This is a genomic window from Streptomyces sp. XD-27, from assembly GCF_030553055.1.
GTDB lineage: Bacteria > Actinomycetota > Actinomycetes > Streptomycetales > Streptomycetaceae > Streptomyces.
The window spans coordinates 2,608,186-2,623,067 of sequence record NZ_CP130713.1; the positions used below are offsets into that span (position 1 = coordinate 2,608,186).

Here is a 14,882-nt window from a genome sequence, read left to right on the forward strand (position 1 = left end):
GAGCCCGCATGGGCTCGCTGGGGCTGAGGCCCGCAAGGGCCGGGGCTCACAGGGGCCGAGGTTCACCGGGGCTTACGACGACTCCCGGCGCACCAGCTCCGTCGGCAGGACCAGTTGCGGGCACTCGGACCGCCACCGGCCCGCGCGGCGGGCCGCCCGCCGCGCCTCGATCTGCTCCAGCAGCGCCTTCACCATCGACCGCCCCATCTCCTCGACCGGCTGCCGGACGCTGGTCAGCGGCGGGTCCATGTGCCGGGCCACGGCGGAGTCGTCGAAGCCGACGAGCGCGACGTCGTCGGGGACCCGGCGGCCCGTCTCCCGCAGTACGTGACGGGCCCCGGCGGCCATCACGTCGGAGGCGGCGAAGACCGCGTCCAGGTCGGGCCGCCTGGCCAGCAGCGCGCGCATGGCCCGGCGGCCGCCCTCCTCCGTGAAGTCGGCGACCTCGGTGAGCCGCGGGTCGGGTTCCCGGCCCGCCGCCCGGAGCGCGTCCGCGTATCCGGCCAGCCGGGACTGGGCGACGTGCATGTCGGGCGGCCCGGTGATGGTCGCGACGGCGCGGCGGCCGCGGGCCAGCAGGTGGTCCACGGCGGCCCGCGCCCCGCCGAGGTTGTCCGCGTCCACGTACGCCACGGTCTCCCGCTCGGTGCGGCGGCCGCTCAGCACCGCGGGCATTCCGATGCGTTCCAGCAGGTCGGGCAACGGGTCGTCGGCGTGCACGGACACCAGCAGCACGCCGTCCACGCGGTGCGCCGAGAGGTAGTCGGCCAGCCGCTGCCGCTCCCTGGGGGTGCGGACGAGCGTGAGCAGGAGTTGCAGGTCGGTGTCGGCGAGCGCGGCGCCCACGCCCCGGATGATCTCGGAGAAGTACGGCTCGGCGAAGAGCCGGGTCTCGGGTTCGGGGATGACCAGCGCGACGGCGTCGGCGCGGTCGGCGGCGAGCGCGCGGGCCGCCCGGTTGGGCACATAGCCGAGGTCGGCGACGGCCTGTTCGACGGCGGCGCGGGTGCGGTCGCTGACCTTGGGCGATCCGTTGATCACCCGGGAGACGGTGCCGCGGCCCACCCCCGCGCGGGCGGCCACCTCCTCCAAGGTGGGTCTGCCGCGCCCCGCGCCGCGGCGCCGTGTTCCTGCCATCATCCGCCTCCAGCCGTACAGGTGCGTGCCAATTCAACCGCAGTGCGGTTCCGGCAAGTTGTCGCGTGGGTTCCCTTGACACCCCTGGGGCAAGTGATGAACCTTCAGTTCATCACCAGTGAGAGCGCTCCCACACCCGCCACATGTGCTTATTTTTGCTTGAACCGGCACATAGGACGCAAGGAGAACGCAATGCGGAGGAGTTCCGGCAGGTTCCGACACCGGGCAGTGGTCCTGGCGGCCGTCGCCGCCCTGCTCACCGGCTGCGCCGACGACGGCGGCGGCGACAGCTCCAGCGCCTCGGGCGGCACCGACGCCGCGGGCAGAACCACCATCACCGTGGGGGTCTTCGGCGTCTTCGGCTACAAGCAGGCCGGTCTGTACGACGAGTACATGAAGGAGCACCCCGACATCTACATCAAGGAAACCTCCATCGAGCGGAACGAGAACTACTACCCGCAGCTGCTGACCCACCTCGGCACCGGCAGCGGGCTCGCCGACATCCAGGCCGTCGAGGTCGCCAACATCGCCGAGGTCACCGCCACCCAGGCGGACAAGCTCGTGGACCTGTCGAAGGCCAAGGGGGTACGCAGGGGCGACTTCATTCCTTGGAAGTGGCAGCAGGGCACGACCAAGGACGGGAAGACGGTCGGCCTGGGCACGGACATCGGCCCGATGGCGATCTGCTACCGCAAGGACCTGTTCGCCAAGGCCGGGCTGCCCACCGACCGCGAGCAGGTCGGCCGGCTGTGGGCGGGCGACTGGGGCACGTACCTGGAGACCGGCCGGAAGTACCAGGACAAGGCGCCCGACGGCACCTCCTTCATCGACGCGGCCTCGGGCGTCTACAACGCCGTGATCTCCAGCAGCGCCGAGACCTACTACGACGCGCGGGGGAAGCTGATCTACAAGGACAGCCCGGCCGTCAAGGAGGCCTGGGACCACGCCATGGACGCGGCGACCGGCAAGCTCACCGCCAGGCTCCAGCAGTTCCAGAAGTCCTGGGACCAGGCGCTCGCCAACGGCACGTTCGCCACCGTCTCCTGCCCGCCGTGGATGCTCGGCTACATCAAGGAGAAGGCCGGCCCGAAGGCCGCGGACCAGTGGGACGTGGCCGCCGCGCCGAGGCCCGGCAACTGGGGCGGCTCCTTCCTCACCGTGCCCACCGCCGCCAGGCACAAGGACGAGGCCGCCGAGCTGGCCGCCTGGCTGACCGCCCCCGAGCAGCAGGCCAAACTCTTCGAGAAGCAGGCCAGTTTCCCCAGCGCGCAGGCCGCCTACACGCTGCCGCAGGTCTCCGACGCGCGGCACCCGTACTTCGGTGACGCGCCCACGGGGAAGATCTTCGCCGCCGCCGCGCGCGGGGTGCCCACGCAGATCCTGGGCCCGAAGGACCTGCTGATCAAGCAGAACATCCAGGACGTCGGCATCCTCCAGGTCGAGCAGCAGGGCAAGTCGCCCGAGGCCGGCTGGAAGGCCGCGGTCAAGTCCACCGACAACGCGCTGGACCAGTGACGCCGATGGCCTCCCAGCCGGACACGGCCGCCGCCCCCGCGGCCCCGCCGCCGCCCTCCCTCCCCGCGGCGGGGAAGGGCGGCGGCCCGACGGCGGCGGAGGACCGCCGCAGGGCGCGGCGCAGCCGGCGCTACCGGCGGGACGTGCGCTGGTCCCCGTACGCCTTCGTCGCCCCCTTCTTCGTCCTCTTCGCCGCCTTCGGGCTCTTCCCGCTGCTCTACACCGGCTGGGCGTCGCTGCACCGGGTGGAACTCACCGACCCCACCCACATGGAGTGGGTGGGCCTGCGCAACTACTCCCGGCTGTGGGAGGACGACTTCTTCTGGAACGCGCTGCGGAACACGTTCACCATCGGGGTGATCTCCACCGTCCCGCAGCTGCTGATGGCCCTGGGCATCGCGCACCTGCTCAACTACCGGCTGCGCGGCTCGATGTTCTTCCGGGTCGCGATCCTCACCCCGTACGCCACCTCGGTCGCCGCCGCCACGCTGGTGTTCGTGCTGCTCTTCGGCCGCGACTACGGGATGGTCAACTGGCTGCTCGGCACGGTCGGCATCGACGCGATCGACTGGCAGAACGGCACCTGGACCTCGCGGATCGCGGTGTCCACCATCGTGATCTGGCGCTGGACCGGCTACAACGCGCTGATCTACCTGGCCGCGATGCAGGCGGTGCCGAACGACCTGTACGAGTCGGCTGCCCTGGACGGGGCCTCGCGCTGGCAGCAGTTCATCCACGTCACGATCCCGTCGCTGCGGCCGACGATCCTGTTCACGATCGTCGTCTCGACGATCGGCGCGACCCAGCTGTTCGGCGAGCCTCTGCTGTTCAACGGCAGTACGGGCGCGTCCGGCGGGGCCGATCACCAGTACCAGACGCTCGGTCTGTACCTGTACGAGCAGGGCTGGGTGAACCTGCACCTGGGCCGGGCCTCCGCCATCGCCTGGGCGATGTTCCTGATCCTGCTGCTGATCGCCGCGGTCAACGCAGCTGTCGTCCGTCGTCTCCGTAAGAGCCAGTGAGGGGGAAGCATGTCCGCTCGAAAAGCCGGTGGGCAGCTGCACGGTGGCAAGGTGACCTATGCCGTGCTGATCGTGTTCACCGCGGTGTCGCTGTTCCCGCTGGTGTGGACGGCCGTCGCCGCCTCGCGGGACAACGGGCGGCTGGCCCGGACCCCGCCCCCGTTCTGGTTCGGCAGCAACCTGTTCACGAACCTGGAGACGGCGTGGACGGACGCCAACATGGGCGCCGCGCTGCTGAACACGACCATCGTGGCCGGGACGATCACGGTCGGCACCGTGCTGTTCTCCACGATCGCCGGGTTCGCCTTCGCCAAGCTGCGGTTCCGGGGCCGCAACGTGCTGCTGATGCTCACCATCGGCACGATGATGGTGCCGCCGCAGCTCAGCGTCGTACCGCTGTACATGACCGTCGCGAAGCTGGAGTGGACCGACCAGCTGCACGCCGTCATCCTGCCGACGCTGGTCGGCGCGTTCGGGGTGTTCTTCATGCGGCAGTACCTGTCCCAGGCGCTGCCCACCGAGCTGATCGAGGCCGCGCGGATGGACGGCGCGAGCAGCCTGCGGATCCTGTGGCACGTGGTCTTCCCCGCCGCCCGGCCCGCGATGGCCGTGCTGGGCATGCTCACCTTCGTCCAGGCCTGGAACGACTTCTTCTGGCCCATCATCGCGCTCACCCAGACCGGCAACCCGACCGTGCAGGTGGCGCTGACCGGGCTGGGCCGCGGCTACATCCCCGACCAGTCGGTGATCATGGCGGGCGCGCTGCTGGGCACACTGCCGCTGCTCCTGGCCTTCGTCCTCTTCGGCAAGCAGATCGTCGGGGGGATCATGCAGGGCGCGGTCAAGGGCTGACCCCTGCTTCCTCCCTCTCGTTCCACCCCTCACCTTCCTTTGGGAGCGCTTCCATGACTCTTTCCTTCCCGCCCGGCTTCCTGTGGGGCGCCGCCACCTCCGCGTACCAGGTCGAGGGCGCGGTGCGGGAGGACGGCCGGACGCCGTCGATCTGGGACACCTTCTGCCAGACGCCGGGCAAGGTCCTCGGCGGTGACACCGGCGACATCGCCATCGACCACTACCACCGGTTCCGCGACGACGTGCGGCTGATGGCGGACCTGGGGCTGGGCGCATACCGCTTCTCGGTCGCCTGGCCCCGGGTCCAGCCCACCGGGCGCGGCCCCGCGAACCAGCTCGGACTCGACTTCTATCGCGCCTTGGTGGACGAGCTGCTGGAGCGCTCCATCGAGCCGGTGGTGACCCTCTACCACTGGGACCTGCCCCAGGAACTCACGGGACCCATGAGCGGCTCCGCCGCGGGGGCGGGCGGCTGGCCGGAGCGGGAGACGGCCGAGCGGTTCGCCGACTACGCCCGCATCGTCGGCGAGGCGCTGGGCGACCGCGTCACCTTGTGGACCACTCTGAACGAGCCGTGGTGCAGCGCCTTCCTGGGGTACGGATCCGGGGTGCACGCCCCGGGCCGTACGGATCCGACGGCCGCCCTGCGCGCGGCGCACCACCTCAACCTGGCGCACGGGCTGGGCGCCCAGGCGCTGCGCTCGGTCCTGCCTGCCCGCGCCCAGGTCGGCATCAGCCTCAACCCGGCCGTGGTCAGGGCCCGTACGGACGCGCCGGAGGACCTCGACGCGCGGCGGCGGATCGACGCGCTGGCGAACCGGGTCTTCACCGGGCCGCTGCTGCGCGGCGCGTATCCGGCGGACCTGCTGCGGGACACCGCGGGCCTCACCGACTGGTCCTTCGTCCGGGACGGCGACCTCGCCGCCATCAAACAACCGCTCGACACGCTGGGCGTCAACTACTACACGCCGTCGCTCGTCTCGGCCGCCACGCCGCGGACGGCGGAGCGCAGGGACGGCCACGGGGTCAGCGCGCACTCCCCCTGGCCGGGCGCGGAGGGGGTCGCGTTCCACCAGACCCCGGGCGAGCGGACCGAGATGGGCTGGACGATCGATCCGACGGGCCTGTACGAGCTGCTGATGCGCTACACCGAGGAGGCGCCCGGCGTCGCGCTGCACATCACGGAGAACGGCGCGGCCTTCGACGACAAGCCGGACGGCGACGGCGCGGTCCACGACCCGGAGCGGATCGCCTATCTCCAGGCCCATCTGGCGGCGGCGCACCGGGCGATCGCGGACGGCGCCGATCTGCGCGGCTATTTCCTGTGGTCGCTGATGGACAACTTCGAGTGGGCGTACGGGTACAGCAAGCGGTTCGGCGCGGTGTACGTGGACTACGCGACGCAGGCCCGCGTCCCGAAGTCCAGTGCCACCTGGTACGGGCGGGTGGCCCGCACGGGAGAACTGCCGGTGGCCCAGCAGGCATGAGGGAGGCGGGGCGCGGCGGACCCGGTGGGGGGGTGGTCCGCGCGCCCCGCCGGTGTGGGGGGTTGCCGTGGGGGGTGGTTATGGGGGGTGTGGGGGAGTGTGGGGGGGGTGACAGCCGGGAACGGGGAGCGCGTCAGCGCTTGGCGGCGGCGAACGCCTTGGTGAACGCCAGCTCCTCCTGCTCGATCGAACTGCACGTCGGCGAGGCGGAGTTCTGTGGGCCTCCCGGGCACGCCTTGTCCCGGGTCGCGGACCACATCGACAGCCAGCCCAGGCCCTTGCTCCGCGCGAAGCCCGCCAACTGCGTCGCGTCGTCGACCTTGAAGACCTCGGTGGCGACGTCGTTGACGCCGATCATCGGGGTGACGGCCACGGCCCGCCACGCGGCATCGTCGCTCAGCCCGAGGACGCCCCTGATCTGGGCCTGGGTGGCGGTGGCCGCGTCGATGGCGTACTGGCCCATGTCGCCGTCGAAGGAGGCGCCGTAGTCCATCGCCATGATGTTGACGGCCGATATCGCGACGCCGTTCTTCTTCGCGTTCTCGACCAGGTCGACGCCGTCCTGGGTGAGGCCGGTGGGCATCACCGGGAGGGTGAAGGACACGTCCAGGCCGGGGTGCTTCTTCTGGAGCCGGGCGATGGCCTGGGCGCGGCGGGTGTTGGCGGCCTTGTCCGGCAGTGCCGCGCCCTCGATGTCGAAGTCGGCCTTGGTCAGCTTGTAGGCGTCCACGACCTTGCCGTACGCGGCGGCCAGCTCTTCTACGGAGGAGCAGGCCAGGCCCAGTTCGGAGCCCGCGGCGCCGCCGAAGGAGACCCGTACGTCGCCGCCCGCCGCGCGCAGCGCGCCGATCTGCCGGGCCACGGCGTCGTCGCCGAGGTCGGTGACGCCTCCCCACTTGGGGACGCAGCCGCCGCCGGAGGTGACGAAGGCGAGGTTGTAGGTCTTCACGCCGGTCTTCTCGGCGGTGCCCACCATGTCGAAGGCGGGGTGGAGGGAGGTGTCGATGTACGGGGCGAAGCCCGTGCCGCCCTTGCCGTCCGGCGCGGGGCTGGAGGAGGTCGGCCGCGGCGCGGGCGACGAGGGCTGCGGCGTGGAGGCGGTCGGGCGCGGGGCCGGGTCCTGGTCGACGGAGCACTTGGCGTCGTTGATCCGGCACCCGACCGGGTCGGCGGCCTTCCCGCCCGAGCCTGCTGCCGCGACGAAGCCGACGGTCACGGAGGCACCGGGGGCGATGGCCGCGTTCCAGCTCTCCGGCTTGACGGTGACGGTCCGCCCGTCGACCGTGTGCCTGCCGTTCCACAGGGAGGTCACCTTGGTGCCGGCGGGCAGTTCGAACCGCAGAGTCCAGCCGGACAGTTCCCTGCCGGTGTCGTTGGTGATGACGTACTGGCCCGTGTAACCGCCGGACCAGTCACTGGTCTTGCTGTAGGCCGCGCCGGCCGAGGCGGCCTGCGCCGTCCCGGTGAGCGCGACCGCGGCGCCGCCGATCACGGCCGCGGCGACGAGCGCGCCGATCACCTTGGCTCTGCGGCTCGCCGTGCGCCGGTGGCTGCTGCCCATCGGTTACCTGCCTTCTTGAAAGAGGGGGGTGGGTGGGGGGTGTGGCAGCACGCTAGCGGCCCGGAATCGGGCAATTACCGCTATCGGTACGGGGGCTTCCGTTCTTATGGCTCGCTTAAGGAGCCCATGGGAGCGCTCTAAGGATTCCCGGCTCCGGAGCGGGCGGCGCGCCGGGGGCGGGCCCGCCGCCGTACGCCGCGCGGCGGGGTGCCGCCGGTGAGGGAGAGCCGGACGCGCACTTCCGTACCCCCCAGTACCGACCGTCCGATGCGTACGTCGCCGCCGGTGGACTCCGCGACCCGGCGCACGATGTCCAGGCCGAGGCCGGTCGAGCCGTCGCGGCCGTCGCCGTGGCCGCGGCGCAGGGCGGCGTCCGGGTCGGCGATGCCGGGGCCCGCGTCGGAGACCAGCACGAGCACGCTGTCCTCGCCGTTGTGCACGTCGACGGCGAAGGCGGTGCCCTCGGGGGTGTGCCGGAAGACGTTGCCGAGCATCGCGTCGAGGGCGGCGGCGAGTTCGGCGCGGGCGACGGGTACGCGTACGGTCTGCTCGACACCGGCGGGCCGGACGGTGCGGCCCTCGTCCTCGGCGAGCGCGGACCAGAAGTCCATCCGCTCGCGGACCACCTCGGCGACGTCGCACCCGGCCGACAGCTGGGCCGGCGCCTTGTGTTGGCGGGCGGCGCGGATGATCTGGTCGACCTCGCGTTCCAGTTGGGCGACGGCGGCGCGGGTCTGGTCGGCGGCCGGTCCTTCGCCGAGCGAGGCGGCGTTGAGGCGCAGCACGGTCAGCGGGGTGCGCAGGCGGTGGGAGAGGTCGGCGGCGAGTTCGCGTTCGCCGGCCAGGAGCTGGACGACCTGGTCGGCCATGGAGTTGAACGCGGCGGCGGCGGAGCGCAGTTCGGCGGGGCCTTCCTCGGGGACGCGGACGCCGAGCTTGCCCTCGCCGAGGTCGTGGGCGGCCGCGGCGAGCTGCTCGGCGGGGCGCACCAGCCGGGTGCCGAGCCGGTCGGCGGTCGCTACGGAGCCGACGATGAGCCCGAGGCCGACCCCGCCGAGGATCAGCCAGGAGGTGGTCACGCCGTTGCTGACCGCTCTCTCGGGGACGTACACCTCGACCACGGCGACCTTGCCGGTGCTCAGGGCGGTGGGCTGGAGCAGCGCGTACCCGCCGGGTACGGAGGTCATCGCGGCGCGGCCGAGGCGGCGGGTGGCGGCGATGTCCCGGGGATCGGCGCGGCCTTCGCCGATGCTCCGCGCTCTGGCGGAGCCCGTGCCGTCCGGGGCGGTGGAGTGGTCAGGCGCGCTCGGCCGACCGTCCGGGGCGGTGGAACCATCCGGCGTGGCCGATCGGGTGTCGGGCAGATGCACCGCCATCCGGCCGTCCCCGCCCGCCTGGGTGCTGGCGACGGCCCGCCGCAGCTCGGCGCGGTCGGTGGTGATGGCGAGCGCGGGGCCGATGGCGGCGGCCTGCCGCTCGGCGTCGGCGAACGCCCGGTCGCGCGCCAGCTCCTTGACCACCAGCCCGAGCGGCACCGCGAAGGCCACCACCACCATCGTGGTGACCGCCAGGCAGACCTTGACCAGCGCCCATCTCACGGCCCCGGCTCCGGTTCGGGCACCGGCTCGGCGGGGGGCTCCAGCTTGACCCCCACCCCCCGCAGGGTGTGCAGATAGCGGGGTCGGGCGGCGGTCTCGCCCAGTTTGCGGCGCAGCCAGGACAGATGGACGTCGATGGTCTGGTCGTCGCCGTAGGACTGCCGCCACACCTCCGCGAGGAGCTCCTTGCGCGGTACGACGACACCGGGGCGCTCGGCGAGGAAGGCCAGCAGATCGAACTCACGGCGGGTCAGGTCCAGTGGCGCCCCGTCGAGTTCGGCCTGGCGGCGCAGCGGGTCGATGGCCAGGCCGCCGACGCGCAGCACGCGGGACGGCGGGGAGTCGGCGGCCCCGGAGCGGGCCCGGCGCAGCACGGCGGCCATCCGCGCCGACAGATGCGCGATGGAGAACGGCTTGACGAGATAGTCGTCCGCGCCGTCGTTGAGCAGCCGCACGATCTCGGCCTCGTCGTCGCGCGCGGTCGCGACGATGACGGGCACGTCGGTGATGCCGCGCAGCATCTTCAGCGCCTCCGCCCCGTCGAGATCGGGCAGCCCGAGGTCCAGCACGACCACGTCGAAGCCGTGGTGGGCCACTTCGCGCAGCGCCTCCAGGGCCGTACCGACGCTGCGTACGGTGTGCGACGCCTCCGTCAACTGCCGGATGAGGGCGGACCGCACGAACTGGTCGTCCTCGACGACAAGCACTCTCGCCATGGGCGGCACCGTACGCCATCGGGGTGCTGCGGGCGTGCGGCAGTATGGGGGAGATGCGGCGAGGTCGAGGACTGGTGCACGCCATCGCATGGACGCTGGCGACGGGCGTCGCGGTGGCGTTGTCCTGGTACGGCGTACGGACGGTGCTGACCGGGACGGCGTACGACGCCCCGCGCGCCCTGCCCGTCTCGGCGGATGCCGCGGGCTCGCCGGACGAGCGGATCTCGGCCACGCACCGCCCCAGACCGCCGTCGTCCGAGTCGCCGTCCGAGCCGTCGTCCACCCCCTCCCCGCGGCCGTCGCCGTCCGCGCCGTCGACGCCGTCCGCCGCGCGGCCGAAGGGCGCCGGCGGCGGGCTCAGGAGCTACTCCGTCACCGGCGGCCGGGTGGCGCTCGACCTCGGCCCGTCCTCGGCGGAGCTGGTCTCCGCGACGCCCGACAGCGGCTGGCAGATGCGGGTGTGGACGCAGAGCGCGTGGATCCGGGTGGACTTCACCGCGGGTGACGCGACGGCCTCCGTCTTCGTCACCTGGAACGGGCACCCGCCGACGGTGCAGATCGTCGAGCCGTGAGGGGGCCGCGCGGCTAGTCGAACGCGTCGGGCGGCGGGGCCGGGGACGGCGCGGCCGTCGCGTCGGTGACCGGGGCCGCGCCACCGGTGAAGTCGACCAGGGCGCGGCCGTGTTCGACCCGGGCGGGATGCGGGTCGGAGGCGGCGCGCCGGGTCAGCTCGGCGACCGGGAGCTCCCGGTCCGAGGCGAGCAGGACGGCGTTGCCGAAGCGGCGGCCGCGCAGGACGGCCGGGTCGGCGGTCAGGCAGAGTTCGGGGAAGGCCGTGCGGACGGTCGCGATCTGGGCCCGGAGGTGGGCGAGCGGCGGCCCGTCGGCGATGTTGGCGGCGTACATCCCGCCGGGGCGCAGTGCGCGCCGTACCTCGTCGGCGAACTCGGCGCTGGTCAGATGCGCGGGCGTGCGGGCTCCGCTGAACACGTCGGCGATGACCAGGTCGGCCCAGCCGTCCGGCACCTTGGCGAGCCCGGCCCGCGCGTCAGCGCCCCGCACCCGGATGCGCCAGGTGCGGTCCAGGGGCAGGTGGGCCCGTACGAACTCGACGAGCCTGGCGTCGACTTCGACGATCTGCTGGGTGGAGCGGGGCCGGGTGGCCGCGATGTACCGGGCGAGGGTGAAGGCCCCGCCGCCCAGGTGGACGGCGTGGACCGGACGGCCGGGCGGGGCCGCGAGATCCGCGATGTGCCCGAGCCTGCGCTGGTACTCGAAGTCGAGATACGAGGGATCGTCGAGGTCCACATGCGACTGTGGGGCGCCGTCGAGCAGCAGTGTCCAGCCGTGCGGGCGGTCGCGGTCGGGCAGCAGCTCGGCGCGTCCGCCGTCCACCGGCGCCGTGACCGGCTCGGCGGTGCGGCCACGCTCGGCGGTGCGTGCGCGCGCCGGGGCGCCTTCGCGCTCCGCCGTGCCCCCGCGTCCGCTCTTCCGCCTGCCCTTCGCCACGCGTCCAGTATCGCGCGCGGCGGCGGACGGCGATCATCGGGCGCCCACTGGCAGCGGTCGGCTCACTGGCAGCGGTCGACGGCCTCGATCGTGCGGGCCGCTTCCCCCAGGGCCTCGCGGAGCACCTCGGGGTCGGTCGCGGCGACGATGGCGTCGTCGGGCGGGACGAGCCAGCCGGTGCCGGTCACCGGCGGTTCGGCCACGCCGCCCGCCCCCGTCCCGCCGCCGGCCGCGATCCCGCGTCCGTACGTCTGCGTACAGGCGCTGCCGGGCAGGTCCCAGCGGTCCGCCGTGCCGGGCGGCACCAGGAAGCCGAGCGTGTCGCACGAACCGTCGTGCAGCACCGGGCCGACGCCGACCCCCAGCCGCAGGATGTCCACTGCCTCCAGTCCCTGGCGGGCGGGCACGGTGACCAGGTCGCACCGCTGTCCGGGGCCGCCGTCCGGGAGCGCACTCCGGTCCCTGCCCGGATGACGCGGGTCCGCCGCCCACGAACCACTGCTGGGCAATCCGGCCTTCACCAAGGGAAACGCCTCCTCCGCCGTGCTGGGTCCTTCCTCAAGGTTCAACGCCCGTGCCCGTCAACGGCTACGGCGGAATGCCGCCACAAAGGGTGGCAGTTCATGGCAGATCGCGGGTGAGATATCCCGTTTGTAGCCAAACTGCCGTTACTGAAGGGGATATGGGCGGTACGGTTCGTGTCCGCCGAAACGGCATCACCGTAGGGAGAGGGTCGGCCATGACGCCGTTTCCCGCGTCTTCGTCGTCTTCGTCGACTTCGTGTCCGTCACCGTCGGCCGTGCGTCCGGGAGCACTGCCGCCGGGGTCGATACCGCCGCCGTCGCCGGAGCCCGGGGCACCGTCCGCGACACCCGCGCCCGAGGTGGCCCCGCCCCCGGGGGCGTCGGCCGGGGCTCCGCCGTCCGGGGCGGCAGGCCCTCGGGGGGACACCGCGGAACCGCGCCCCAACGCCGCGTTCCGGCGGCTGCGCGGGCCGCTCTCGGCGGCCGAGTTCGCCGCGGCCGTGCGGCGGGCCGCGCGGGAGATCGGCGAACAGGTCTCGTGTGACGCCCGCTACATCGGCCGGGTCGAGTCCGGGGCCATCCGCTGCCCCAACTACGCCTACGAGCGGGTGTTCCTGCACATGTTCCCCGGCCTGGCGCTGACGGATCTGGGGTTCGTGCCGCGTGAGGCCGTCCGCGGGCACGCCGCGCGCGCGGGTGCGGGTACCGCCGGCGACCAGGGGACGGGCGTACCGCCTCCGAGGGAGCCGGACTCCGCGCCGCGCGGGTCCGGTCCGCGCTCCCCCGGTCCGCGCTCCCCCGTTCCGTCCGCCCGCGACCCGTATCCGGCAGCTCTGCACCCCCATCCGTACCCCCACGGTCCGTATCCGGCCGCGCCGCACCCGCGCGATCCGGAGCCGGTGGGCGCGGAACACCTCGACCCGCCCCCCTCCGCCCCTCACTCACCCGACCCGTACCCCTCTGACCTGTGCAAGGAGAGCGACGTGCTGCGTCGCGCGTTCATCACCGGCGGCCCGGCCGCCATGGCCGCCCCGTCCCGGAGCGCCGGACCGGCCCCCGAGCCCCGCCGCGTCGGGGAGTCCGAGGCGGTCGCCGTGGAGGATGCGGTGCGCCGCATCCGGGTCTTCGACGACCGGTTCGGCGCCGACGGCCTGTACGCGCGCGCCGCCCAGCCGCTGCGCACGGCGTACGCCCTCCTGGACGCGGGCGCCCGCCGCCAGGCGGTCACCGACCGGCTGCACGCGGGCACCGGTGAACTGGCCATCTCCGTCGGCTGGCTGGCACACGACTCCGGGCGCTTCGCCGACGCCCGCTCCCACTACGCGGAGGCGCTGGCCGCCGCCCGCATCGCCGACGACCGGGCGCTGGAGGCGCACGCCTTCTGCAACATCGCGTTCCTCGCGCGCGACGCCGGGTGCCCCCGCGAGGCCGTACGCGCCGCGCAGGCCGGGCAGCAGGCCGCGCGGCACCTCGACTCACCGCGGCTGCTGTCACTGCTGGCGCTGCGCGAGGCGGGCGGCTGGGCCGGGCTCGGGGACCGTACGGCGTGCGAGCACGCGATGCTGCGGGCGCACCGGCTGTTCGACCGCGGCCCGTCGGACGCCGATCCGGAGTGGATGACCTTCTTCGGCGCGGCCGAACTGACCGGCCTGGAGGCCCAGTGCTGGTCGATGCTGGGCGACTGGCAGCGGGCGGCCGGGCACGCGCGGCGCGCGGTGGCGCTCCAGGATCCGCACTTCGCCCGCAACACCGCGCTGTACACGGCCGAGCTGGCGGTCGACCTGGCCGGGGGCGGAGCCGCGGAGGAGGCCGCCGCGGCGGCGAGCCGCACGCTGGAGCTGCTGGACCGGGTGCGGTCCGGCAGGATCAGGGTCATGCTCGACGAGGCGGCCCGCGCCCTGCGGCCGCACTCGGGGAACGCGGCCGTCGCGGCCTTCCTCGCCCGCCATCGGAGCGCTGGGGGCGTCTCCTGGGGGCACCTCCCGGACGGAGTCCGGGGGAGGTAGCGCTGGGAGAGCCCGGTCCGAGGCGTCGGCGGTCCGAAGCGTCGGCGGTCGAGCCGGGCCGGCTCAGGTCAGGTGGCCACTCAGGCCAGGTGGCCGCCGGTTCAGGCCAGGTGGCCGGTGTCGTTCCAGCGCTCGATCGCGGGCTCTCCGTAGGCCCAGCCCAGGATGGACAGGGAGGTCGGGTCGAGCCGCAGCCTGGCCGCGAAGGACGCGTCGAGGCCGAGCCAGCGGGCGGCGAGCGTCCGCAGGATGTGGCCGTGCGCGAAGACCAGCACATCGCGGTCGGCCGAACGCGCCCACTCCACGACCGTGTCGGCCCGCGCCGCGAGCTGCGCCAGCGTCTCCCCCGGCGTCTGCGCCTCGGGGGAGCCCACCGGGACCCCGTCCCGCCAGATGAACCAGCCGGGCCGGATCGCGGTGATCTCGGCCCCGGTCATGCCCTCGTACGCGCCGTAGTCCCACTCCATCAGCGCGTCCCACTCCTGCGCCCGGTCGCCGAAGCCCGCCAGCTCGCAGGTCTCCTTCGCGCGGACCAGCGGGCTCGTACGGACCTCGACGTCCGGCAGGCCCGACCAGGGCGCGCGGTGCAACCGCTCCCCCAGCAGCTTGGCCCCGCGCCGACCCTCGTCCAGCAGCGGGATGTCCGTACGGCCGGTGTGCTTGCCTGCCAGCGACCACTGCGTCTGTCCGTGCCGGGCGAGCAGGATGCGCGGTGCCATGAAAGGGGCCTTTCGCCGGGTTTCGCGAGATATCACGGCAGAGCCGCTCTGCCGCCCTCCCATCATCGCTCACGTGATCGAAGCCTCGCCCCGGGGTGCCCCAGGGTGCCTCGGAAGGCAACCCAAGGTCCGGCGGCCGCGTCTTCCCGCTCACACGCGACTGCGCCACAGGGGAGCCCGCCAGTGCGTGACCGCGCCGGTCTGTGGGCCTATCTCCCGGTTTCGGTCCGCTCTGC

13 protein-coding genes are annotated in these 14,882 nt (G+C 73.4%); 6 read left to right on the forward strand and 7 right to left on the reverse strand.

The features are described 5' to 3' along the window. Window positions 1-72 precede the first annotated feature (72 nt). Window positions 73-1,137: a LacI family DNA-binding transcriptional regulator gene (locus Q3Y56_RS11425; RefSeq protein WP_304461846.1), complete on the reverse strand. Its 1,065-nt coding sequence runs from the start codon at window positions 1,135-1,137 to the stop codon at window positions 73-75. A gap of 192 nt (window positions 1,138-1,329) precedes the next feature. Here Q3Y56_RS11425 and Q3Y56_RS11430 point away from each other — a divergent pair, with 192 nt between their 5' ends. The 4 genes from Q3Y56_RS11430 to Q3Y56_RS11445 are packed head-to-tail and all read left to right on the forward strand — an operon-like array spanning window position 1,330 to window position 6,013. Then, a complete protein-coding gene (locus tag Q3Y56_RS11430; RefSeq protein WP_304461847.1) occupies window positions 1,330-2,652 on the forward strand; it encodes an ABC transporter substrate-binding protein in 1,323 nt (440 codons plus the stop codon). A gap of 5 nt (window positions 2,653-2,657) precedes the next feature. Beyond that, window positions 2,658-3,674, forward strand: a complete 1,017-nt coding sequence (locus Q3Y56_RS11435; protein WP_304461848.1) for a carbohydrate ABC transporter permease — start codon at window positions 2,658-2,660, stop codon at window positions 3,672-3,674. 9 nt (window positions 3,675-3,683) lie between these two features. Continuing rightward, window positions 3,684-4,526 carry a carbohydrate ABC transporter permease gene (locus Q3Y56_RS11440; protein ID WP_304461849.1) on the forward strand — a complete coding sequence of 281 codons (843 nt, stop codon included), beginning with the start codon at window positions 3,684-3,686 and terminating at the stop codon, window positions 4,524-4,526. A gap of 53 nt (window positions 4,527-4,579) precedes the next feature. Next, window positions 4,580-6,013, forward strand: a complete 1,434-nt coding sequence (locus tag Q3Y56_RS11445) for a GH1 family beta-glucosidase (protein ID WP_304461850.1) — start codon at window positions 4,580-4,582, stop codon at window positions 6,011-6,013. Window positions 6,014-6,146: 133 nt separating this feature from the next. Here Q3Y56_RS11445 and Q3Y56_RS11450 read toward each other — a convergent pair whose 3' ends face one another. The 3 genes from Q3Y56_RS11450 to Q3Y56_RS11460 all read right to left on the reverse strand — a co-directional run bounded on the left by Q3Y56_RS11450 (window position 6,147) and on the right by Q3Y56_RS11460 (window position 9,888). Further along, the gene (locus Q3Y56_RS11450; protein ID WP_304461851.1) at window positions 6,147-7,574 is read right to left on the reverse strand and encodes a cellulose binding domain-containing protein; all 1,428 of its coding nucleotides are present in this window, start codon (window positions 7,572-7,574) and stop codon (window positions 6,147-6,149) included. A gap of 137 nt (window positions 7,575-7,711) precedes the next feature. Further along, a complete protein-coding gene (locus tag Q3Y56_RS11455) occupies window positions 7,712-9,172 on the reverse strand; it encodes a HAMP domain-containing sensor histidine kinase (RefSeq protein ID WP_304461852.1) in 1,461 nt (486 codons plus the stop codon). Continuing rightward, window positions 9,169-9,888 carry a response regulator transcription factor gene (locus Q3Y56_RS11460; protein ID WP_304461853.1) on the reverse strand — a complete coding sequence of 240 codons (720 nt, stop codon included), beginning with the start codon at window positions 9,886-9,888 and terminating at the stop codon, window positions 9,169-9,171. Before Q3Y56_RS11460 ends, Q3Y56_RS11455 begins: the two co-directional genes overlap by 4 nt. Before the next feature lie 53 nt (window positions 9,889-9,941). On the opposite strand from Q3Y56_RS11460, the gene Q3Y56_RS11465 reads away from it, so the two are divergent. Then, entirely contained in the window at window positions 9,942-10,460 is a 519-nt protein-coding gene (locus Q3Y56_RS11465) for a hypothetical protein (RefSeq protein WP_304461854.1), read from the forward strand. Window positions 10,461-10,473: 13 nt separating this feature from the next. Here Q3Y56_RS11465 and Q3Y56_RS11470 read toward each other — a convergent pair whose 3' ends face one another. Together Q3Y56_RS11470 and Q3Y56_RS11475 are read right to left on the reverse strand one after the other, a co-directional pair. Continuing rightward, window positions 10,474-11,283, reverse strand: coding sequence for a spermidine synthase (locus tag Q3Y56_RS11470; RefSeq protein ID WP_304465553.1), 810 nt, complete (start codon window positions 11,281-11,283; stop codon window positions 10,474-10,476). 176 nt (window positions 11,284-11,459) lie between these two features. After that, complete coding sequence (locus tag Q3Y56_RS11475; RefSeq protein WP_369696733.1) at window positions 11,460-11,918, reverse strand: hypothetical protein; 459 nt, start codon at window positions 11,916-11,918, stop codon at window positions 11,460-11,462. 464 nt (window positions 11,919-12,382) lie between these two features. Here Q3Y56_RS11475 and Q3Y56_RS11480 point away from each other — a divergent pair, with 464 nt between their 5' ends. Further along, window positions 12,383-13,927: a hypothetical protein gene (locus Q3Y56_RS11480; RefSeq protein ID WP_304465554.1), complete on the forward strand. Its 1,545-nt coding sequence runs from the start codon at window positions 12,383-12,385 to the stop codon at window positions 13,925-13,927. A 101-nt stretch (window positions 13,928-14,028) separates the two neighbouring features. Here Q3Y56_RS11480 and Q3Y56_RS11485 read toward each other — a convergent pair whose 3' ends face one another. Beyond that, entirely contained in the window at window positions 14,029-14,646 is a 618-nt protein-coding gene (locus Q3Y56_RS11485) for a histidine phosphatase family protein (RefSeq protein ID WP_304461856.1), read from the reverse strand. Window positions 14,647-14,882: the final 236 nt, after the last annotated feature.